This window comes from Parabacteroides provencensis, from assembly GCF_900232875.1.
Classification (GTDB): domain Bacteria; phylum Bacteroidota; class Bacteroidia; order Bacteroidales; family Tannerellaceae; genus Parabacteroides; species Parabacteroides chinchillae.
The window spans coordinates 1,299,080-1,321,705 of record NZ_LT960488.1; the positions used below are offsets into that span (position 1 = coordinate 1,299,080).

Sequence of the window (22,626 nt, forward strand, 5' to 3'; positions counted from 1 at the left end):
TCATCAGAACATAAAGATTGCAACGCCCAACACGCGATGATTAGTTACCGAATGGATATCATGAATCGTTCCGCCATCCAGCCAATCCACGTTCCCATACCAAGCAAGAGAGGGACTGTACTCGACACCAAGCCTCCAATGAGGTAAATTATATGACAACTGGACATTTGCAGTAAATACCTGATCCACATCCAGGCCAACACCATAGGTTTTACCAAGTATCGCTTTACCTGCTCCCAGGTTTTTCAAATAACCTAAAAACAGTCCTGGTCGCCATTTCTTTCCATATACAATATTCAACCACGTTGTCGAATACAAATAAGGAGAATATTCTTGTTCGCCTGTACGAGGATCAATAGCAGTAACACCATAGCCTCCCAACATACAAGTCTGAGCAAGATTAGAAGCCAGCAGAGTCTTTGCCATAACAGTCCAATTTCCATCCTGAAATTTCGCATGGGCTTCTCCCGAAACAGAAGTCACACGTTCCTTCACTTTATAGACTTTTCCATCAACTTTACTTTGCGTACGCGGAACCAAAGAAAGGATTTCCATTCCAACGCCAGCCATCCAAGTTGGTTTTTTATAATCAACACCGAGGTAAATCTCCGGAACACAACTATTCTTTATATATTCCTCACTCTTTCCGTTAGGCCCGGTAGACAAATATTGTAACTGCCACATTGCAGCTCCCGTTAATTGCCAATATTTATTTTTATACCGATAACGTATTTGAGGAGCCCGGTTGAAAGGTTGGAAAGGGGCACCTGTAGAAAGATTCAACATCTGAGGATATACTTCACCAAAAAGCGGATGCCAAGTTTGTCCGATCAACACAGCCGATTTTTTCCAGTCCAGATTCACATAAGCATGACGAATACGCAACATTGCCCAGTTGCTTCCCGAACCGCGAAAATCTCCTTCCACCTTAACAGAAGTTGCTGCACTACCAATATTTGGTCCTGTAACATCAATACCTAACCGGGAATAAAGCAAGTAAAAACTGCCGTTAGGCGTTGCGTTCAAATCATTTCCATCAGCATCTAAAGAAACATCTTTAGGATATAAATGAAATAATCCATCCACTATCTCCGCATTGGCACGCGAATTATAAAATAAATCACCACGGACTTGTCCGTAAAATTTGTAAGAAAAGTTTTTCTTTTGGGCATATCCAATGAACACAGTCAACCAACTCGCCCAAAGAAGTAAAAAATATTTCATTCGTACTTAATAAATAATCATCTTAAAAATAATACATCACCAATCCCAGGATACGATGGTTAGTAACAGAATGGGTATCTTTCACTTTACCCGTACCAGGATCATTTGAACCATACCAGGCAGTGCTAGGACAGTATTCCAACCCAATCTGCCAATGCGGTAAATTATAAGACAGGTTCACATTAGCAGAAAGTAGCTGATCTATATTCAATCCCATACCATACACCTTTGTTGATTCAACCAATGACTTCCCGGTTCCCATATTCTTCGTATAGCCAACAAACAAAGCCGGTTTCCACTTTTTGCCATATGTAAAGTTTATCCAAGTGGTAGAATGGCGAAAAGGTGTATATTCCTGCTCCCCGTTCTCCGGATTAATTGAACTTACTCCATATCCTCCCAGTAAAGCCGTATGATCTAAACAAGCAGCCATCAGGCTTTTCGCCGCAAAAGTATAATTTTTTCCTGTATATTTAAAATGAGCCTCATAAGACAATGCGGTCATTCTTTCATTCACTTTATAAGTTTTGTCTTGCCATTCGGAAGAAGTGCGTGGTTTTAAAGAAATCAAATGAACACCTGCTCCCATCAACCAGCCATACGATATATAATCTGCACCCACATAAAACTCAGGCACGCAGCTATTCTTTATATAATCTTCGCTCATTCCTTTAGGACCACTGGAAAGATATTGTAATTGCCACAAAGCAGAAGCTGTCAGTTTCCATCCCTTTACATTATATTGATACCGTATCTGTGGTTGACGGTTGAACGGCTGAAAAGGTGCCCCTGTTGAAAGATTAAGAATATCCGGCATAACCGCTCCAAACAAAGGATGCCAGGTTTGCCCGATCAGAACAGAAGATTTTCCCCAATCCAGATTTACATAAGCCTGACGGATTCGCAACATAGTAGTACTGCCCGAAAACCCGCCAAAATCAGTTTCCAGCTTAGCACTTGTTTTAGCAGTACCTATATTCGGACCTGTAACATCAATACCCAGCCGGGAGGTAAAGGTATAGAAACTACCATTAGGCGTAGCATTCAGATCTTCTCCATTCGCATCCGGTTTTTTGTCGAGAGGATACAAATAAAAATTTCCATCCACAGGAGCCATATTAGCACGCGTATTATAAAACAGATCGCCACGAACAAAGCCATAAAACTTATAAGTAAAGTTTTTCCGTTGTGCATATACTGGAAATAAGGTAATAATAGCCACCAGCACTAATGCTACTCGTTTCATTGTTTTTTAGTTTGTTATTTTTGTAATAATCAGGGTGCAAAGGTATATATTTTTGTTTATTCAATTTGAAGAACGAAATTTTATTTGTTCCTTTGCTTCCAAGTTGTAAGCCTTTTAGGCTAATATGATTAATAATGTAAACTACATAAAGAATTATGAGTACTAAAAAATTTCTACTACAAGAACAGGATATACCTACTTCATGGTACAATATTGTTGCCGATATGAAGACCAAACCGCTTCCTCTTTTGAATCCCCAGACCAAACAACCGATGAAAGAAGAAGACTTATATCCTTTGTTCTCAAAAGCTGTTTCACATCAGGAAATGAATACGACGGACGCCTGGATTGAAATCCCGGAAGAAGTACGTGAATTATATAAAGTATGGCGCCCTACTCCTCTTGTACGCGCAACCGGACTGGAAAAGATGTTGGACACACCAGCTCACATTTATTTTAAGAATGAAAGCGTCAGTCCGATTGGATCACACAAATTAAATTCAGCCCTTGCACAAGCCTATTATTGTAAAAAAGAAGGCGTTACCAACATTACTACAGAAACAGGTGCCGGTCAATGGGGAGCAGCCCTTTCATACGCAGCCAAAGCCTTTGGGTTAGAATTGGCTGTCTACATGGTTAAGGTAAGCTATCATCAAAAGCCATATCGCCGTTCTATCATGCAGACATTCGGTGCCCAGGTTATTGCTTCGCCAAGTATGAGCACAAAGGCCGGCCGCAAAATATTAACCGACCACCCTAATTATCAGGGTAGTTTGGGAACTGCTATCTCGGAAGCGGTTGAACTGGCCATGCAAACACCAAATTGTAAATATGCATTAGGCAGTGTATTAAACCACGTAATGTTGCACCAAACCGTAATCGGGCTGGAAGCCGAAAAACAGATGGAAATGGCGGGAGAATATCCGGATGTCGTTATTGGCTGTTTTGGCGGAGGATCTAACTTTTCGGGTATCACATTCCCATTTTTACGTCATAAACTTACAGAAGGAAAAGACGTACGTGTTATTGCCGCTGAACCTGCATCATGCCCTAAATTAACGCGCGGACAATTCCAATACGATTTTGGCGATGAAGCTGGTTACACACCACTATTGCCTATGTTCACACTAGGTCATAATTTTGCACCTGCCAACATACATGCCGGTGGTTTACGCTACCATGGTGCCGGTTCCATCGTAAGCCAGTTGATGAAAGATAAGCTAATGGATGCTGTTGATATAAAACAATTGGATACATTCAAAGCCGCCACATTATTTGCACAATGTGAAGGCATCATCCCTGCTCCGGAATCTTCTCACGCTATTGCTGCAGCAATCCAGGAAGCAGAACAGGCAAAGATAGAAGGAAAGCCCCGTACGATCCTATTTAATCTATCGGGTCACGGATTAATCGATATGGCCGCCTACGACCAATATTTGGCAGGAGACTTAACAAACTATGAAGTTACAGACGAAGATGTAGCTAAAAACCTTGCAGAACTCGAGAAGATAATAAAATAATTGATTTAAAATGAAACAGGCGCTAATAACAGGGACTCACGTCTTTTGTTATTCGCGCCTTTTTCAGTGTGTTTATGATTAATAATAAATAAGAGACTTATTCTTCTTCTTTGTATTCCAGTATATCTGCCGGCTGACAGTTTAACTCCTTACATATTGCCTCAAGTGTAGAAAAGCGTATTGCTTTCGCCTTCCCTGTTTTTAGTATAGATAAATTAGCAGGAGTAATATCAATACGTTCAGCCAATTCGCCTAACGAGATTTTTCGTTTTGCCATCATCACATCTAAATTCACTACTATAGCCATATCTATCCCCCCGTTAAACTGTAAGATCCTGCTCTTCTTTCATGTGTACCCCCATTGAAAATATTTCGGCAAAGAGAATAAACAAAAGAGCAACCATCAATGCAGTGTAATGAAATTCAAACTTTACAACCTGATATCCCTGGATTTTCAAATCTAACCCTTGCAGTAAAAAATAATAATCCAAAGCATCCAGCATATTTATCATCACCCCGAGAATAAGAAGCAACGCAGCTATAATCCGTAGCCTTTTAACATTGTCCCGGACAAATATCCGCCCCCTTTTAATATCTTGTATAAAACACAAAAACGAATAAGGCGACCAAAACAGGAAAAACAGCAGAAGCGGAGTTGCAACCAAAAGCAAAACAGAAGAAGTAATCCCGTAAGCATCTGTTTCCGGTACTGCCAGATTGATTTCCTTCATTTGGAAAAGCAAACCGGAAGGAGATGCTCCGTCAAACATATCAATAAATGTATATTTATTGTCCGGCAATAAAGTAACATGGACTTTTTCCATCCCTTTCATATTCTTTACATGACCCATGGAATCCGAAACGCTTTTTACAATTCCTGTTCCGCTATCATATACAGCAAACAAAAACAAGCCTATCAGAAACAAACATAGTATATTGATTCTTTTCTTTTCCATCTTTTAAATTGTTAATTCCTGCTCTTCACGTAATGTTATCCCCATAGCAAAAACGCGTCCTACCAGCAAAGCAATCAACCCTAATATCAAATTAACAGTATTCAATTCGCACCAATAATTAAAATGATATCCAGGAATTTCAATCAGGCTTTTTGCAAACAGATAGTTTAATCCGACAAACAACATGGTCATCACATATGAGAGGAGCAAGGCTACTCCGATCTTATTCAACTTTTTCACATTCACCCACTCAAAAATAACCTGATGGTTTATTGCATTTATTAATTTATAGAACTGGATTATAGCATACAGGATAGCAATCAAACGAATGATAGATAACAAACCGCGAGTAGTGGTTGTATCGGACTTAGCCTGATCTACCCATACGATATTATGGATATGTTGCACCGGAAAGCGTTCACCGCTTTTTTGGTTTACGATCGTATCCGGGGCAATTGCTACCGACTCAGGCCATAAGCTTAATTCCAAAGGCATTAATATCTGCGGTTTTTCCAGATGCAAAGAGGCTTCCTTCGACTGTGAATATCCATGCTTAAACCCTTGAACAAAGGAATCTCCTATCATATATACATTGGGAATCAGAGACAGTCCCAGACAAACGAATATCAGTATACAGATAATATTTAATTGCTTTCTCATAACTTATGGCCTTAATCTTGATTATAAACCTACTTTGTCGAATGGCATGCGAGCCATGATACCACGTTGAGTCTTCGCTTTTTGAACAAGGCGGAACGTTTCAAAATCTTCTCCCATCAGATTTTTCACTACAGAAACTTTCGCTTCATCCAATTTCTTTTCCATAAATTTGGTAATGAAATCTTTCGGAGCATCGGCTACCGTTACGGTATAATCTGTAATTTCAGCCAAAGAAGCTGCCTGTTTAACCGCATCTTCTATTCCACCCAATTCATCGACAAGGCCAATACCTTTTGCTTGTTCTCCTGTCCATACACGTCCCTGTCCAATTGAATCAATCCGGGCTTTCGTCATTCCACGTCCTTCGGCACACCGACTGATAAATAGATCATATGTACGTTCCACACTATTTTGAATCAGAGCCTTTTCATCTTCACGCATCGGACGGCTCATATCACCCAAGTCTGCATAAGTATTTGTTTTTACCACATCCGTAGTTAAACCGATCTTCTCGAACGTGCCTGTCAAATTCGGCAAAATACCAAATACGCCGATAGAACCGGTCAAGGTAGTACGCTCGGCTATAATCTTACTTGCCGGAGCTGAAATATAATATCCCCCGGAAGCAGCATAATCGCCCATTGAAACAACCACCGGCTTAACAGCTTTCAATTCCGTTATTGCTTTCCATATCTGTTCGGCAACGAAAGCATTCCCTCCCGGAGAGTTTACACGCAACACAACAGCCTTCACGTCATCTTTATCTTTTAATTTACGAATTTGTTTTGCCATATTTTCAGTAATTACCTTTGCGTCAGCATCCCATGGAGAGGAAGGTTCTTCCATTGTAATCTCTCCTTCTGCATAATAGATAGCAATTTTATTCTTACTTTCCTTTTCTTTCACTTTTATAGATGCCATTTTATCCACTCCAGCAACTTTCAGCTTACCTTTTACATCTTGTCCGGCCATTTTCTTTACAATATTCTCAACATCATTTCGATAAAGTAACGCATCTACCAGTTTATAATCTACCGCTTTTCCGGCACTGCCCAATGCAAGGCCTTCATTCAAGAACTGCTCCAATTTTGCAGCCGGTATATTACGGTTCTTTTCAATAACCGATGTCATATTTCCCCAGACACTTCCCAAAAAAGAAGTTATTTGCTCCCGGTTGGCTTCGCTGAACTTCTTTAACACATAAGGCTCTGTATAACTTTTATAAGTTCCCACTTTAAAAATAAGAGGTTCTATGCCTAGCTTTTCTTCCAGTCCGGTAAAGAAAATTCCCTGATATACAAGTCCGGTCAAACTTACAGCACCCAGAGGATTCAAATAAACAGAATCGGCAACACTGGCCAAATAGTAGCAACCCTGCGTATAGAAGTCTCCATAAGCCACAATAAATTTACCGCTTTCCTTAAAATCTTTAAGTTCTCTCTGGATAGCTTCAAAGCCCGCAAAACCACCGGATAGGCCATCAACTTCCAAATAGATACCTTTTATATTATCATTCGTTTTTGCACAACGAATTGCTTTTGTTATATCAACCAAGGACATCCGGCTATTTGTTTCACCCATAATCTCATCAAAAGGATTTTTAACCGCCTGGTCGGACAAAGTTCCTTTCAAAGAAAGCTTGAACACAGTGTTCTTTTCAGGCATATATTCCGACGAACCTTCGGCACTGGCAAGAATTCCCATAATAAAGAATATGGAACAAACAGAAAAAATACCTGCTGCGATTAGCACTCCTAATGTGGAGGCGAACATCATTTTGAAAAATTGTTTCATAATATATTTTGTTTTACAATCAATTTTTATCGTTTTTCGATATGCAAATGAATATATTATTTTTTATTCCACCAAATATTTCTTATCGTTTTTCGATAAATATTTTTCGAAATACAAAAACAGCAGTTATTACAGCCTCCTTTTCCAATAAAATGTTACAAAAAAATCATCCCGATCATTTTCAAAAAACATCAAGGTGATTTCTAAAAATGATCGGGATGATTTCAAAAAAAGAAATATATAGTCTATCAGATACGTCCCTGATAGTCGTCTACCGTATAATTAAGGAAACGGTTAAAAGGTAAAAGCAGCTTATAGCAGTCAACAGCCTGTTCAATCCAACCTTTCTTGCAGAAAAAAGAATCCGGCTTCACGGCTACCACACTAAAATCTTTATGCTTCAAAATATAATCGTAGGGAGAATCTGCCGGATAACCGGCTGGCATGCGTTTCAACATTTCGCCCTCCAATACCGGAAAAGTCGTTTTAAAAACAGGATCTTCCAGAATACCTGCAAATTCTTCAATATGGTCATATATATCCTGACGCAATTTCTTCAGCAAAGCGGGTGGAGGGCACCATACGCCTCCCGACAACATACAGTTTCCTGGTTCAAGATGAATGTAATATCCACTCCGTTCACTGGAACGCCCCCCTTGGGCTATATACGCCGCAAAATGTATTTTATAAGGAGTTTTATCCGGCGAGAAACGGATATCACGGTAAATGCGGAATAAACAATCTTTAGCCTCCAGCCCTGCAACCTCTGGATCGAACAATGAAATACGTCCGATCAACTCTTGCACCTCATCAATAAAACCTTGGCGTAAGGCATCATAACGTTCTTTATTATCCTGAAACCATGCACGGTTATTATTCTGTTTAAGTTCCTCAAGAAACTGTAATATCTCTGTATTCATACGCTCGCATCGTTTAAATAAATGATTGACAGAATACAAATGTAGAACAAAATCAGAAATAATATCCCAGGTTCATATAAAATTGCACATTATGATTACGGTTAGACATTCCGAAATTGGCACTTAAAGGGCCCGCAAAACTATTATACGCATATCCCAGACTACCTCCGAAAACATGTTCGCCTTTAAAAAGATTAAAAAAGTTATTATCGGTCATTCCATAATTTGTAATGAAAGAGATATAGTTATTCTGTCCGATACGCTGTCGGAAATGCAACCGTGCAAAAGCAACCGTATTATCAAATATCTCTACATGATTCAAACCGGCAAACGGCAATTGCTGCGGTAAATAGCGGTCTGGCACTTCTCCTCCGACAGCATTCATGAAAGGATAAGCAATATTGCGCCCTATCAGCACTCTTCCATAAAGGGAAGGTATTAAACTGAAATGAGATGTTAACGGTAAAACTGCCTGAAACTGATACCCTAAAGCCTGGAACGGAACATGTCCTTTATAACTTACAAAATTATCTGTATAGATTGAATAACCGGCTTGCAAAGAAACACCTTTATTTGGAAAATACCGACGGTCCAACGTTTCCAAATGAGCCAGGGCAAAGTAGCTTACAAAACCTGCAGGTTTAATATCAAACCGTTGATCGTCGGCCGTATAAAGCAAAGAATTATAATCAAAATATTCATAGCGAAGGCCTGCCTGAAACTTAAAATTCAGCCAGTTTACATCCGTATAACTAAACTCGGCCAGATGATGCCGGTAAGTTGTATTGAATATTTTATCGCCTCTGTTATATATATCCAAATCCTGATAAGTAAATTTATACGAAAGGTCAAAATTCCGGAGAGGAGATCTTTGTATTGCATAGTCTAACTTAACATACGTTTTCTTTCCAACCCGCCCCGTAAAAGCTAGCTTAGAGTGATAGCGGGTACGATAGTCAAGTGTAGCATTCAACAAAACAGCCACTATTTCTTCCGTATCAAAACGAAGCCCTACATTTATAGAACTAATAGATTTTTCCTGAACGGTAAATATCAGATTATCCTGTTTTTCCCCCGTCAGTTTATAACTTACGCTAGAATACGCATTTGTCCCAACAAGGATATTCATCGCCTGTTGCAATTGTTTCATTGTTATAGTGCTGTTTTCCTTCAGGCGTGTTATGCCTGTCAACCATTTCTCATCCCTCGGATCAATACCTTCAAAACGAATGTGGCGGATAAAAAGCGTATCATTCGGAGAAACCGGATAAGTATGCACGCTATCCCGGTACACAGGAACATCAGCAACTTGCAGGCCTGTAGAATCAATCAATCCGATTTGTTGTTTCAGGGCAATCAGCTCATCCCACTGTTTACGGGTAGCAATTTCACCGCGGTTTATCAATGTATCTAAAGCGGATACGCTAAAACTGGCAGAATTATATGGAACTGTGTTCGGGCGAATCAGGAGCTCTGTACTATCCTTATTGTTTTTATATTTATCATATCCGTACAGAGCTACAATTTGCCCCACTACGTCGCTGGGCGTATTTATGCCATCTATATCTTTCAGGTCGCTGGTACCCAAATCTACCCCGATAATGACATCAGCACCCATTGCACGAGCAACATCAGCCGGATAATTATTACAAAGACCGCCATCTACCAATACCATACTATCTAAACGTACAGGAGTAAATACGGCTGGTATCGCCATGCTGGCACGCATCGAGGTAGGCAGACTTCCTTCATGGAATACCTTCTCTTTACCGTCTACAATATCCAATGCCACACAAGCAAACGGTATATGAAAGGAATTAAAGTCCACCGAATCATGGTAACCTATTGTCAAGCTCGAAAAAAGGTTCTGCAAATTCTGTCCTTTTATCACCCCGCTCATAAAACGGTCTTTCTTCTCCTTGCCAAAAGGGATAGATATGATATAACGTTCGGAGTTTTCTTTTTCAGGAAAGGAAAGATTGCTACGCTGCACTTTATCACTCAAAAGCATTTGCCAGTCCAACGAGCTTACCATGCTATCTATCTCAGCCGGAGCATACCCTATGGAATATAAGCCACCTACAATAGCTCCCATACTCGTACCCGCAATATAATCTATAGGTATGCCTGCTTCTTCAAGCACTTTCAGCACTCCTATATGGGCAACCCCTTTTGCTCCGCCACCGCCTAAAACAAGACCGACTTTCTTGCGTTCCGTAGCGACAGATGAAAAGGCAAAAAGCGTCATCAACAAAAAGATAAGACATTTCTTCATCCTTGCAATCTTTGCAACAAAAGTAATGGTTTACCTTAAATGGACAAGGGCTATTTCTTTACTTTATTCAGCTGATTACGAAAGTCATCAGGCATATCAGGCAATTTACCGATCAGATTGCGAAGGTCTATCACAGAGAGTTTACTTTTTTTACCGTCAGGTGCCAACATTGTTTCTTCGGTCACGCTCTTAAAAAACATATCCTGATAAAAAGATTCAAGTAATGGCCTGTAATAAAAAAGAGATTCTTTATCTTTTTTGCTTTCTAAATATTCACTCAGGTAAAGTACATAGATAAAAAGCCCACGTTGGCGGTCTTCTTCATTCTTATACTGGTTTACATCAAACCCACCGCTATACATTTTCATAATATTGAATAAGACATCCAGTCTCCCAGGGTTATTTTTCCACATCTGATAATACAAACGTGAAGCCTCCCTGAAATGGCCATCTTTCATTTTCGTTTCCGCCCTGAAACCAAGTAATTGGTTAGAAAGGAATTCATCCGGCTTAAGTCCTTCTTCCGCTTTGTCTAACAAGACATAGGCCCTGTTTCGATCAAAAGTTTTTCCTAATGCAGAACCCAACAGAAGATTTACCTCAACAGCTGTAGTATCTTTATTATATGCTGCTTCCAACGGCTCAATAGCATCCAGATACTGTCCGGCATAATACTTGGATGCACCTCCATATTTTAAAGTAAAGTAAGAAGAATCGCCTTCTGCCAGAAGTTGAGCATATAAAGTATCGGCTTCGGAATACATTCTGTTCATATATAGTGCCATCCCTTTGTTTTGCCGTAACAAACGGTTATCCGGATTATAGTACAAAGCCGTATCACATATAGCCAAAGCCTCTTGCTGATAAGTTCCGCCTATCCGTAGCATTGTATTAATCAAGGCACTTGCCAGGCTGGCATTTTCACGATTCTGATTATATGCCTGAAAGTAACATAAAGCAGCGGCCGGATATTCTTCCAGTCTCGTATAGCAGTCACCCACGTTGCGATACAGGGCTGAACTGACCCCGTTCCAATCCATTAACTGGTGATACATATCTATTGCCATACGGTAATCGCCCAATTGCTGATAAAGCCTGGCTAACTGATAATTGGCATAAAAGTTTGTACTGTCATTTGATAACACTTTATAGAAAAGCCGCTTGGCATCTGATACACGCCCCAAGTTTATAGCAGTACGAGCCAACGTATTAAGCATATCGATATTAGATGTATCCATATTCAGGCAACAAGTATAAAAACCAAAGGCCTTACGATATTGAAGCATCCCTTCATAAGCTTGTCCGATAGCAGACATCGTAGCATAATCCGCCGAGTCGGTAGCCGTTAGGCTATCGGCCCGGGCAGTAACTGCTGCATACTGTTTTTTATCTACTAACTGTTGCAAAGTAGAAGACTGGGCTTTTATCTGTAAACAAAAGCCCCAAGCCAACAACAATATGGATATAATCTTAATCATTGCAGTCTAAACATAACGGGTACGGTATACATTACACGAACAGCTTTTCCTCTCTGCATTCCAGGAGTCCACTTAGGGAATAAACCTATAACACGCAATGCTTCGGTATCCAATAACGGATCTATTCCCTGGACAACTTCAGCACCTGTTACCGAACCGTCTTTTTCCACAATAAAGCGGCAGATCACACGTCCTCGAAGACCTTTTTCCTGCGCTTCTTTCGGATATTTGATACTTGAAGCGAGGAACTTCAAAAGTTCGCCCTCACCACCAGGAAAACGTGGCATGTGTTCTACCATACGAAATACGGTATTGCTAGGGTCTTGCTCTACAGTTTGTACTTTCCCGCTTTCCGAAGATTGGTTATTTGAGCGTTGAAGTGAAAACGTAACAGGTATCGTATACTTTACAGGAACAGCTTTCCCTCTCTGCATTCCAGGAGTCCACTTGGGGGATAAACCGACCACACGCAGCGCTTCGGTATCCAATGACGGATCTACTCCACGTACTATTTGCACATCACGAATATCGCCTTCCGAATCAACTATGAAACTACAAATTACACGTCCTTGAATACCTTTTTCCTGTGCTTCTTTCGGATATTTGATATTTGAACCGAGAAACTTCAACAATGCATTATCCCCACCGGGGAAACGAGGCATTTGTTCTACTACGGTGAAATACCTTCCTTCCGAATATGTACCGCCCGTCATTAACTGTATCTTCATATTATCTCTTATACGACTGACTTCCATATCTCTGGCAAGACAGCCTAAAGCTGAAACAGAAATGACACCATCCTCAGGAGCTTCTAATACAAAAACACCTTTATTATCTGTTATCGTACCACTAGAAGTTCCCTTTATTAAGATATTTGCACCGATCAGCGGTTTATACATTTCATCTACCACTGTAGCAGTTATTTTCACTTTTTCCCCTTCATTTACGATGGAAGAAGCTCCATTGGCCAGCTCCGTTGTTATACGTGCCACAGCCTCAATATTACTTAATAACATAAGTATACCAACAAGGGGAAGAAATATAAGATATTTTGTACGCCCTATTCCATGCGAACGTTTTTTATTCATCATAAAAATACGGTTTTTCAGATGTATGACATTAAAACTATTATATAAATCCGAAGATACCTGGCAATGATGTGCTAATCCTAACAAGTGATACTGATAGACTTTGCTATCATAACCGGCTTGTATCACTTTATTATCGGCCAGATATTCCAGATTATGGCGCACTTCGCGCTTGAGCAACCAAACAAATGGGTTGAACCAACAGAAAATAGCTATAATCTCACTTATGATCACGTCAACTGAATGCCATTGAGACACATGTGTACATTCATGTGTCAATATTTCATCAGTCTCTTTATCCGAAAAGTTTTCAGGACAAATAAATATGAACCTGAAAAAAGAAAACGGTCCTGCAGAAGGCCCCAGCAACCGTACCATCACTCCATGAACCATCGTCTTCCGGCAGGTAAAAGCAAGCCGTATAATACTACCTAATTGAATGAAAAAACGTATAATCAACAAAAGAACCCCTACTCCATATATACCTACAGCACAAGCTGGTAAAACCAATTTCCAGTTTATTGATTGCTCTGCAGCCTGCACAGTCACATCCGGCAACATGACGGCACTATACATATATATTACGTCTGCAATAGGTTCCTGGTCTCTCACCCAATCTTGTATATTAAACAAGGGATAGAGCAATGCCAAACCAAAAAACGACAACAGAATCGTACGTCTCAGTTTAAAGAACGTATCTTTATAAAAAAACAGGCGGTAGAAGGCGTAAAAGAGTACAAGCGCCATATTCACCTTCATAAAGTAGGCAAATTCCGGATTCATGGTATATATGTTTTAACGTTATTCTTTCCCTTTTTCAATCATATCGATGATGTCTTTCAAATCATTGGCCGAGATTTTCTGATCTTTGGCAAAGAATGAAACCATCTCTTTATAAGAGTTTTTGAAATAGTTGTTCACCACTCCCGTCATAAAGGTTCGCTTGTAATCACTTTCCTCTATCAAAGGTGTATACTCGTACGTATTACCATAGCGTTTAGCTTTGACATACTTTTTACGTTCCAAATTCTTTATTACTGAAGCTAGCGTAGTATAGGGAGGTTTGGGATCGGCATATTTCGCCAGAATATCTTTTACAAAGCAAGGACCCAAATACCATATCCAGCGCATCGCTTCTTCTTCCTGATGTGTTAATTTTTCCATGACAATTATATTTTATGACAACATCACAAATCTACGAACAAATCGTAAACACATGCAATTGTTTGCGTTAATTAGTATTAATATAACTAACATCATCACTAAAGCTGATTAAATTTTATAATTATGCAACAGTGCAACTTTATTATACGTCTTATAAAACGAATGAACTTAAAAAAAGTTAGATTATGAAAACACGTACTTGCCTATTTATTTTTTGTTTATTGATAACCGTTTCAATTGGTTGCATTGCTCAAAAAAGCATTCGTGGCAACAGGCATATAATAACAAAAAAGATCGAAATTTCAGATTATGAATCTGTAAATATGATTGGTTGTTCTGCTTATATTGAGTATAAGCAATCTGATGAAACCCCGAAATTAACTGTAATCATTGATGAAAATGTACTTCCTTATATTTCCATTAAAGTAGAAGGGGAAACTCTGAAAGTAGCCCCCAAAGCATTGGATGATCCCGATAACGAATGGGGAAACACCTGTAATATTAATCCCAGCAAGTTTAAGATAATAACCAATTCAAAAAACCTTAAAGAAGTTCAGACCGTAGGGTCCGGAGATTTTTCCGTATTAAGTGACTTGTCTATTAATAAACTGACGGTAAATTTAGCAGGAAGTGGTTCTGTCAATTTCACAAAAGCGGTAAAAGGAAGCAAAATAGCCCTGTCTTTGGCTGGCAGCGGAGATATTAATGCAAATGATATACGTGTAGATAATCTTGAATGTTCACTGGCCGGAAGCGGAGATATCACTTTAGGAGGTGAAACGCCACGTGCCAATTACAACGTAGCTAGTAGCGGTGAAATAAATGCTTACAAATGCATTGTAAAAAAACTGGATTGCAGTGTAGCCGGAAGTGGCGAAATAAAAGCTTACGCAACAGAAAACATTGATGCCATTGTAACTGGTAGCGGCAGCATCTATCACAAAGGAAACGCCAAAGCAAGCACCTCTGTATTTGGATCAGGTTCGATAAAAAAAGTCAATTAATAATTCATCTGAATCTCTATGATTTGAATACAAACAAAAGAAACTTTTTTTGCTATTTTTGTAACGGATTTGGTTTACAAGTCGTCTTATTATTAGAAACAATTCTAAAACATTACCTATATGAAGGCAAAATCCTGGTTGCGTACGGCATTGGTAATATGTTTCTCCACCACCTCTATTATGGCGGCAGACAGAGTAAAAGGAGATGGAAATCTTACTACAAAAAAGATTTCTATTGACGATTACAACGAAATAAAAATAGATGGAGTGATCGACTTTAGTTATGAACAATCTGAAACGACACCATCCATGGAAGTAACTATTGATAAAAACCTTCATCAATATGTAAACATAGAAGTAAAAGACCGTGTATTGTCTATCGGATTTAAAGGTGCAAAGGTAGATCACTTTACTAAATTCATTGTGAAGTCAAATTCAAAATGGTTAAAAGGCGCAAAGGTTTCGGGCAATGGCAATTTTATACTTAATACTCCTTTAACCGGAGATGAATTGGAAATTAAAGCAAATGCAAACAGCCTGGTACAATTAAAACATTTGGTTACCGTAAGCAAACTGGAAATGGATGTTTCAGGCAGTGCCAATATGGTAATAGACGACCTGAAAGTAGATATAATAGAATGTAATGTGGATGGCTCCGGTTCTATTACTCTGAAAAACGGCAGTGCAAAAGAAGGAAAATATAGCATAGTCAGCAGTGGAGATATTCACGCCTTTGGCGTTGCTGTTCCCGATCTGACCTGCAAGATTACAGGCAATGGTTCTGCCGAAGTTCATCCTACCGATAACTTGAAAGCTACCATTATAGGCAAAGGAAATATCCGTTATAAAGGTCCCACGGCAGTTCAGCAGAAAGTAATTGGCAAGGGAACCGTCGAAGAAGTAAAATAATTAAACCATAAAGGGCAAAAGTTATGAAAACATTACTAATAGGACTGGTATGTATCGTTTCCATGCTAACGGTGTTACCAAACATCAGCTTTAAGAGTGGCCAGCAAAAGGTAAAAGGTAACGGTTCTATCGTAACCCGTACCATAGAGATTGGTGATTTTTCAGAAATCGACTTAGGCAGCAACATCGAGAGCGGAAAAAACATATTTGGCGGATCCAGCCACCCGGCTGTATTCAACTACGTTTTAACAGAAGATGCTCCACAGTTACAAATCACAACAGACGAAAATCTTTTGCCTCTTATAGAGATTAAGGTAAACGGAAACAGTTTAACTATAAAATCCAAAGACGGGAAGACCAAATTAATTCCTACCCAATTAACAATCAATGGATCTTCACGGAATCTGACAAAAGTAAATATCAGCGGTTGCATGGACTTTGTATCCGAAAGGCCTATACAACTCAAAGAGCTTAAAGCTTCCGTCAGCGGTGTTGGCGATATAAAAATGAACGATCTGGAGTGCGGTGATTTGTCATGCCGCGTATCGGGAGTAGGAAATATTAAACTGACCGGTAAGGCAGACAAAGGAGACTTCCAGGTATCTGGTGTAGGCCATATTTATTGCTACGACTGCGTTGTGAAAGATATGAAATGTGGAGTATCAGGTGTAGGAGGAGCCGAAGTAAATGTCTCGGATAATTTGGAAGCGAATGTTTCCGGCGTCGGTTCTATCAAATATAAAGGTACAGCCAATGTTCAATCCAACAAGTCCGGAGTAGGAAGTATAAAATGTGTCAACAACTAATCGATAACAATATGACAAGAAAAATCTCTTTGTACTTATGTGCAACTTCCATATTACTTTTACTGAACAGTTGCTTTTTCAAAGTAGTAAATGGAGATGGCAACATTGTTACCGAAACGCTTTCCATCAGCGACTTCGATGAGATAGACCTGAGCGGGTGCAATATGATTCTTAACTATACTCAATCTGCAAACGAAGCTTCCATGCAAGTAACTACAGACAAGAACATTTACGACATATTCGACTTTATTGTTGAGAACCACACCCTCAAAGTAAAGCCGAAAACCGAATATCGGATGACTAGTTTCTCTCCAACCGAATTTACAATAACTGCCAACTCCGGCAAATTGGAAGAATTGGAAACATCCGGTTCTATGAATGTCAACGTAAACAGCACACTCATATCAGACAAACTAAATATATCCATGAGTGGCAGCGGGACAATAAACCTGAATGACAGTGTAACCGTACAGAATTTCTCTATCGATATAGCAGGTAGCGGCACTCTGAATGCAAAGAAACTGTTCTGTGAAGAACTGAAATCCGAAATTGCAGGTAGCGGCGAATTAATTCTAGGAGGCCAGGCCGAAAAAGCATCCTACGAAATTGCAGGCAGTGGCGATGTGTATGCGCTGGACTTTATTGTAGACGAAGTGCGTTGTGAAATTGCCGGTAGTGGAGATTTGGAAGTATATGCCAATAAACTTATCAAAGCAAAGATTGCCGGTTCGGGAACTATTAAGTACAAAGGCAATCCTCAGATTTCCACAAAAGGAGTAAATTCAGGGAAAATAATAAAGGTTGACTGATTTATTTCAGCCAACCTTCCTTTTTATACCACGCAATACTTTCCTCTAACCCTTTCCACAACGGATAAGAAGGAACAAAACCCAGTTCTTTCCGAAGCGGTTCCACATCGCATATCCAGTTACGTTGTTTAAGGATAATATATTTATCGCTGTTCAATGTCATGCTTTTATTCAATAGTTTCCCGATAGCCTCAGAACAAATACAAGCTATATATGCCAGAAACAAAGGAATACGGGCATGTAACACATGTTTTTTCTCTAACAATTCCTGGATAATACGCGCAAACTCTTCATCGGTATATACATCTCCGTCCGCAACAAAATAATGCCGGTTACGAATCGCCTCGTTCTCCAAAGCCAGGAAAGCTACGGTTGCCAGGTCTTTTACATATATAAATGTAATGCGCTGGGGAACGAACCCTACAGCAAAGTCAAGTCCGGAACGAATGCTTTTTATTTCCATAAAATAGTCTTTCTCACCCGGGCCATATACTCCGGTAGGACGTAAGATGACATAAGGGAAGTAGTTTTGCGAACGTACATAATTTTCTGCCAGCAATTTGCTTTTTCCATAAGCCGTGTCCGGTTGTTGAAAATCATCCAGACGGATAGGACTGAATGTATCTTCATCGCCACAACCATACGAACTGAGGCTACTCATCAACAGAAATTTCTTTGGTTGGCAACCGGCAGCATGAAGCGCTTCAACGAAGTTATACGTATTTTCCGCATTTACCCGGAAAAAGTTGCGTTTGTCCAATGTCTTTGTCAGTCCGGCATTATGGATTATATAATCCCACGCACCTCCGGCAGTTGCAAACTCCGCCAATTGATCAGTCAACGCTTCCCTGTTATTATACTTCAGGTCAATAAAATGGATTCGTTCATCCTGCAAATGTTCGCGGCTGCTGCCGGAACGGATTCCCGCCCATGTTTCATATCCTCTCCGAAGGGCTTCTTTTACCAGGAATCCACCTATAAAGCCACTTGCACCGGTTATCAATATCTTCATATCCGTATTATTTATCTTTCATATAATAGGTATAGTAATACCATAATAACCCGATCCAGTTCAGTAAAAGGATAGTAAGTACCCAAAGCACTTTCTTGCCCGTACTGATGAACGGGTTTTGCATTACTGCCGTACAGCCAAACATAATAACTGCAATTCCGACAATATATCCGATCTCGGAAATGCTTATAAGGCCTAAGATATGTGGTATCATTGTATAATAAAGATTTAATGGATACTAATGCTCATGTGTTTTCAGTACACGGTGCGGCAAGTTTCCGTGTCCGACAAGTTCGATCGGGCAAGCATACTTCTCGCCCAGCCACTCTTCCGACACATCTGCTCCCGGATGATAATGCAGAGACTCGTTTACACAAGCAATGTTTTTCACCATAGTCAGCACAGTTCCTATATCATGGGAAACCAGGATGATGGCACTTTCCTTATTTATTTCTGTCAGCAATTGGTAGAAACGCGATTCAAACCGCTTATCGACGTACGAATTAGGCTCATCCAGAATCAGCACTTGCGGTTGTGAAACAATAGAGCGTCCCAGCAAAACACGCTGCAACTGTCCGCCTGACAATTCCCCTATAGGGCGGGTAGCCAAATCTTCCAGTCCCATTTGCCCTATCACCTTCTCTATCCGTCCCTGCTGCGAACTATTATATTTTCTGAACAAAGGTTTCTCTGCTGCTAAACCCGAAGCAATTACTTCACGTACCGATATAGGGAATTTTTTATCTATATTATTCATTTGCGGCAGATAGCCTATCTTCAGGGAAGATACTTCCCCGCCATTGCTATAGAAACGGATTGTTCCCGATTTTGGAGACAACAATCCTAAAATAAGCTTCAGCAAAGTTGTTTTCCCTCCGCCATTCGGCCCGATAATCCCCAGGAAATCATCTTTCCATACATCCAGCTTAATATCCTTCAATACGGTTTTCGTTCCATATCCGGCCGTTACATTGTCTATTTCAATCAGCTTTTCCATCGGCAAGAGATTGGGCAATATGTATCATTTCTTTATTCCAGTTATAATCCAGCGGATTTATACGTATCAACTTACAGCCTGTCTCTTTGGCAATCAGTTCGGCATTTTTCTGGTCAAACTCCTGCTGGATAAAGACGACTCTGGCATCATGCTCCCTGGCTGTTTCTATTAATCGCTTCAGTTGTGCCGGCGAAGGCTCCTTGCCATCCATCTCTATACAGAGTTGATGCAATCCAAACTCATCAGCCAAATAGGTCAAAGCCGGATGATAGATAATAAAAGCCGTCCCTTTCAAGGGTTCCAGTAAAGAAGTAACAGACTCAGAAGTCTGGTTGATTTCACCCATAAGACGATCGTAATTGTCGCGGTAATACGCCTCATTCTCTTTATCCAAAGCAATAAATGCATTCAGCGTGTTTTGAGCTATCACCTTCGAACCTTGCAAAGAACTCCACACATGCGGATCTATACCTTCCGGATGATGATGGTGTTCGCCTTCATGGTGATGTCCGTCATGCTCTTCTTCACTACGGACAAATTCCATACCTTCCGAAAGATCAAAGATTTTCAGATCCGGATTGTTCTTTATAATATTATCCATCCATGCCTGCTCAAAACCGATAAAACCAATCCGGAAGTAAGCCTGGCTTTTATCGATCTGTATCATTTGCTGGGGCGTCGGGTCGTATGTCTCCGGGCTTTGGCCGGATGGAACAACACAATTGACTTTAAATTTATCCCCTGCAATCTGTTCCGCAAAATACCGTTGAGGTTCTATGGTTACAGATATCATCTTTGCATCCTGTTGTTTGTTTGTACAAGCCGCCAGCAAACACAGTGAAAGACAGATCATCCATATATTCAAATGTTTCATCTTCTTCATATTTTTGCAAAGATAGACAGATTTGCAGAGAGAGGAAATATGTTTTCGTATTATTAATAACCCGCCCCCACTCTCTTCCTGAAAAAAGAAAGCAGGGGCGCATTTTATTATATATCCTCCTTCAGGTTATCTATGCCTGTCGATGATGGCCAATACGTCGGAACAAAGCGCACTGATGTGTGCCCAATCTCCTTTGGCTATCGTTTCGGCCGGGAAAAGTTTCGATCCCATTCCTACACATGCCACACCTGCATGAATCCAGGCGGACAAGTTCTCTTCGGTCGGTTCCACAGCCCCGGTAGCCATAATCTGTGTCCAAGGCATAGGCGCCAGCATATTCTTAACAAAGGAAGGGCCTCCCACCGATCCGGCAGGGAATATCTTACATACGTCGCAGCCGGCCTCTTGTGCCGTACCAATTTCCGTTACCGACCCACAGCCCGGAATGTATGGAACCAAACGGCGGTTGCATACCTTGGCCACTTCGGCATTAAAGCAGGGGCCAACGATAAAGTTTGCTCCCAATTGCATGTATAAAGCGGCCGTAGCAGGGTCTACAACAGAACCTGCCCCAAGTATCATATCCGGGCATTCATCCTTTAGCCGGCGGGATACTTCGCCAAATACTTCGTGGGCAAAGTCGCCACGGTTAGTAAACTCGAAGGCACGTACACCGCCTTCGTAACAGGCTTTTATTACTTGCAGCGTTATTGCCGCATCTTTATTATAGAAAACAGGAACCATACCTGTGCGGCGCATTGCCTCTATAGTTTGCAGTTTATTGAATCTTGCCATAATGTTTATTTATTATCATCTTGCAACGCGTCCGCTGCCGTCGCCCGACATTAGTTTCTCTACTTCTTCAACCGACACCTGGTTGAAATCGCCATAAATCGTATGCTTCAGGCAAGAGGCCGCCGTTGCAAAATCCAACGCTTTCTGGTCGTTGCCTGTATAAATAAGCAAACCATAGATAAGACCTCCCATAAACGAATCGCCACCACCTACGCGGTCAACAATATGGGTTATGTCATAACGGCGGGATTCATAGAGCTTGCCATCTGCATAAAGCACGCCTCCCCAAGTATTATGGTTGGCATTAATAGAGCCCCGAAGCGTGATGATTACTTTCTTTGCACGCGGAAAACGGGTCATTAGCTGGGTGCAAACCGAACGAAATGCGTCGGCCTGCACATTTCCTCCCGTATGCGCCACGTCAAATCCTTCGGGTTTGATGCCAAATACTTTCTCCGCATCTTCTTCATTTCCCAGAATCACGTCGCATCCGGCTACCAGTTCCGGCATAACCTCTGAAGCTGTCTTTCCGTAGTTCCAAAGGTTCTTGCGATAATTCAGGTCACAAGATACAGTGATTCCCATCCGGTTAGCTGCCCGGATAGCCTCCAGGCAAACAGCTGCCGCTCCTTCCGACAAAGCGGGAGTAATGCCTGTCCAATGAAACCAGGTTGCATCCTTAAATACTTCCTCCCAGTTAACCATACCGGGTTGAATGGTCGAAATAGAAGAATGCGCACGGTCGTACGTCACCTTGCTGGGACGTGCTACAGCACCCGTCTCAAGGAAATAAATGCCGAGGCGTTCGCCTCCATAAACAATGTGCGATGTTCCTACACCGTATTTACGTAAATCCATTACACAGGCGCGTGCCAGATCATTTTCAGGCAGGCGGGTTACGAACTCGGTCTCGATACCATAGTTGGCAAGCGACACGGAGACATTTGCCTCTCCCCCACCAAAAGTGGCGTTGAACTGGTTACTCTGGCAGATACGTAAATAGTCCGGTGTGGCTAAGCGGAGCATAATTTCTCCGAATGTAATTACTCGATGTTTCATAATGGTTCTCATAAATTGTTAACGAAT

At 40.7% G+C, this 22,626-nt stretch carries 22 protein-coding genes; 5 read left to right on the forward strand and 17 right to left on the reverse strand.

Annotation, left to right across the window (positions count from 1 at the left end; genetic code table 11):
- Window positions 1-3 precede the first annotated feature (3 nt).
- Both CTY47_RS05675 and CTY47_RS05680 read right to left on the reverse strand, forming a co-directional pair.
- A complete protein-coding gene (locus CTY47_RS05675) occupies window positions 4-1,224 on the reverse strand; it encodes a hypothetical protein (protein ID WP_099463802.1) in 1,221 nt (406 codons plus the stop codon).
- Between the two features lie 22 nt (window positions 1,225-1,246).
- Window positions 1,247-2,470 carry a DcaP family trimeric outer membrane transporter gene (locus CTY47_RS05680; protein ID WP_099463803.1) on the reverse strand — a complete coding sequence of 408 codons (1,224 nt, stop codon included), beginning with the start codon at window positions 2,468-2,470 and terminating at the stop codon, window positions 1,247-1,249.
- Between the two features lie 155 nt (window positions 2,471-2,625).
- Here CTY47_RS05680 and CTY47_RS05685 point away from each other — a divergent pair, with 155 nt between their 5' ends.
- Entirely contained in the window at window positions 2,626-3,990 is a 1,365-nt protein-coding gene (locus CTY47_RS05685; protein WP_099463804.1) for a TrpB-like pyridoxal phosphate-dependent enzyme, read from the forward strand.
- A 97-nt stretch (window positions 3,991-4,087) separates the two neighbouring features.
- Here CTY47_RS05685 and CTY47_RS05690 read toward each other — a convergent pair whose 3' ends face one another.
- The 9 genes from CTY47_RS05690 to CTY47_RS05730 form a co-directional block, all read right to left on the reverse strand.
- The gene (locus CTY47_RS05690) at window positions 4,088-4,297 is read right to left on the reverse strand and encodes a helix-turn-helix domain-containing protein (protein ID WP_099463805.1); all 210 of its coding nucleotides are present in this window, start codon (window positions 4,295-4,297) and stop codon (window positions 4,088-4,090) included.
- 13 nt (window positions 4,298-4,310) lie between these two features.
- A complete protein-coding gene (locus CTY47_RS05695; protein ID WP_099463806.1) occupies window positions 4,311-4,946 on the reverse strand; it encodes a DUF2975 domain-containing protein in 636 nt (211 codons plus the stop codon).
- A 3-nt stretch (window positions 4,947-4,949) separates the two neighbouring features.
- The gene (locus CTY47_RS05700; RefSeq protein WP_099463807.1) at window positions 4,950-5,606 is read right to left on the reverse strand and encodes a DUF2975 domain-containing protein; all 657 of its coding nucleotides are present in this window, start codon (window positions 5,604-5,606) and stop codon (window positions 4,950-4,952) included.
- A 21-nt stretch (window positions 5,607-5,627) separates the two neighbouring features.
- A complete protein-coding gene (gene sppA / locus CTY47_RS05705; protein WP_099463808.1) occupies window positions 5,628-7,400 on the reverse strand; it encodes a signal peptide peptidase SppA in 1,773 nt (590 codons plus the stop codon).
- A gap of 248 nt (window positions 7,401-7,648) precedes the next feature.
- A complete protein-coding gene (locus CTY47_RS05710) occupies window positions 7,649-8,320 on the reverse strand; it encodes a DUF2461 domain-containing protein (protein ID WP_099463809.1) in 672 nt (223 codons plus the stop codon).
- A 52-nt stretch (window positions 8,321-8,372) separates the two neighbouring features.
- Window positions 8,373-10,595, reverse strand: coding sequence for a patatin-like phospholipase family protein (locus CTY47_RS05715; protein ID WP_099463810.1), 2,223 nt, complete (start codon window positions 10,593-10,595; stop codon window positions 8,373-8,375).
- A 50-nt stretch (window positions 10,596-10,645) separates the two neighbouring features.
- Complete coding sequence (locus CTY47_RS05720; RefSeq protein WP_099463811.1) at window positions 10,646-12,073, reverse strand: tetratricopeptide repeat protein; 1,428 nt, start codon at window positions 12,071-12,073, stop codon at window positions 10,646-10,648.
- Complete coding sequence (locus CTY47_RS05725; protein WP_099463812.1) at window positions 12,070-13,944, reverse strand: M56 family metallopeptidase; 1,875 nt, start codon at window positions 13,942-13,944, stop codon at window positions 12,070-12,072. Before CTY47_RS05725 ends, CTY47_RS05720 begins: the two co-directional genes overlap by 4 nt.
- 18 nt (window positions 13,945-13,962) lie before the next feature.
- Window positions 13,963-14,325, reverse strand: a complete 363-nt coding sequence (locus CTY47_RS05730) for a BlaI/MecI/CopY family transcriptional regulator (protein ID WP_099463813.1) — start codon at window positions 14,323-14,325, stop codon at window positions 13,963-13,965.
- A 185-nt stretch (window positions 14,326-14,510) separates the two neighbouring features.
- Here CTY47_RS05730 and CTY47_RS05735 point away from each other — a divergent pair, with 185 nt between their 5' ends.
- The 4 genes from CTY47_RS05735 (at window position 14,511) to CTY47_RS05750 (ending at window position 17,853) form a co-directional block, all read left to right on the forward strand.
- Window positions 14,511-15,329, forward strand: coding sequence for a head GIN domain-containing protein (locus tag CTY47_RS05735; RefSeq protein WP_099463814.1), 819 nt, complete (start codon window positions 14,511-14,513; stop codon window positions 15,327-15,329).
- A gap of 120 nt (window positions 15,330-15,449) precedes the next feature.
- Window positions 15,450-16,238, forward strand: coding sequence for a head GIN domain-containing protein (locus tag CTY47_RS05740; protein ID WP_099463815.1), 789 nt, complete (start codon window positions 15,450-15,452; stop codon window positions 16,236-16,238).
- Window positions 16,239-16,261: 23 nt separating this feature from the next.
- Complete coding sequence (locus CTY47_RS05745; protein ID WP_099463816.1) at window positions 16,262-17,044, forward strand: head GIN domain-containing protein; 783 nt, start codon at window positions 16,262-16,264, stop codon at window positions 17,042-17,044.
- Between the two features lie 11 nt (window positions 17,045-17,055).
- Window positions 17,056-17,853, forward strand: coding sequence for a head GIN domain-containing protein (locus CTY47_RS05750; protein ID WP_158228505.1), 798 nt, complete (start codon window positions 17,056-17,058; stop codon window positions 17,851-17,853).
- A 1-nt stretch (window position 17,854) separates the two neighbouring features.
- Here the strand turns inward: CTY47_RS05750 and CTY47_RS05755 are convergent, their stop codons facing one another.
- The 6 genes from CTY47_RS05755 to CTY47_RS05780 all read right to left on the reverse strand — a co-directional run bounded on the left by CTY47_RS05755 (window position 17,855) and on the right by CTY47_RS05780 (window position 22,599).
- Complete coding sequence (locus CTY47_RS05755; RefSeq protein ID WP_099463818.1) at window positions 17,855-18,865, reverse strand: NAD-dependent epimerase/dehydratase family protein; 1,011 nt, start codon at window positions 18,863-18,865, stop codon at window positions 17,855-17,857.
- 7 nt (window positions 18,866-18,872) lie between these two features.
- On the reverse strand, window positions 18,873-19,079 hold the full coding sequence (locus CTY47_RS05760) for a hypothetical protein (protein ID WP_099463819.1): 207 nt from the start codon (window positions 19,077-19,079) through the stop codon (window positions 18,873-18,875).
- 24 nt (window positions 19,080-19,103) lie between these two features.
- Entirely contained in the window at window positions 19,104-19,862 is a 759-nt protein-coding gene (locus CTY47_RS05765) for a metal ABC transporter ATP-binding protein (protein ID WP_099463820.1), read from the reverse strand.
- Window positions 19,846-20,736: a metal ABC transporter solute-binding protein, Zn/Mn family gene (locus CTY47_RS05770; RefSeq protein WP_099464097.1), complete on the reverse strand. Its 891-nt coding sequence runs from the start codon at window positions 20,734-20,736 to the stop codon at window positions 19,846-19,848. The genes CTY47_RS05765 and CTY47_RS05770 overlap by 17 nt, the downstream gene beginning before the upstream one ends.
- 135 nt (window positions 20,737-20,871) lie before the next feature.
- Window positions 20,872-21,540, reverse strand: coding sequence for a bifunctional 4-hydroxy-2-oxoglutarate aldolase/2-dehydro-3-deoxy-phosphogluconate aldolase (locus CTY47_RS05775; protein ID WP_099463821.1), 669 nt, complete (start codon window positions 21,538-21,540; stop codon window positions 20,872-20,874).
- 15 nt (window positions 21,541-21,555) lie between these two features.
- Window positions 21,556-22,599, reverse strand: a complete 1,044-nt coding sequence (locus CTY47_RS05780; protein ID WP_099463822.1) for a sugar kinase — start codon at window positions 22,597-22,599, stop codon at window positions 21,556-21,558.
- Window positions 22,600-22,626: the final 27 nt, after the last annotated feature.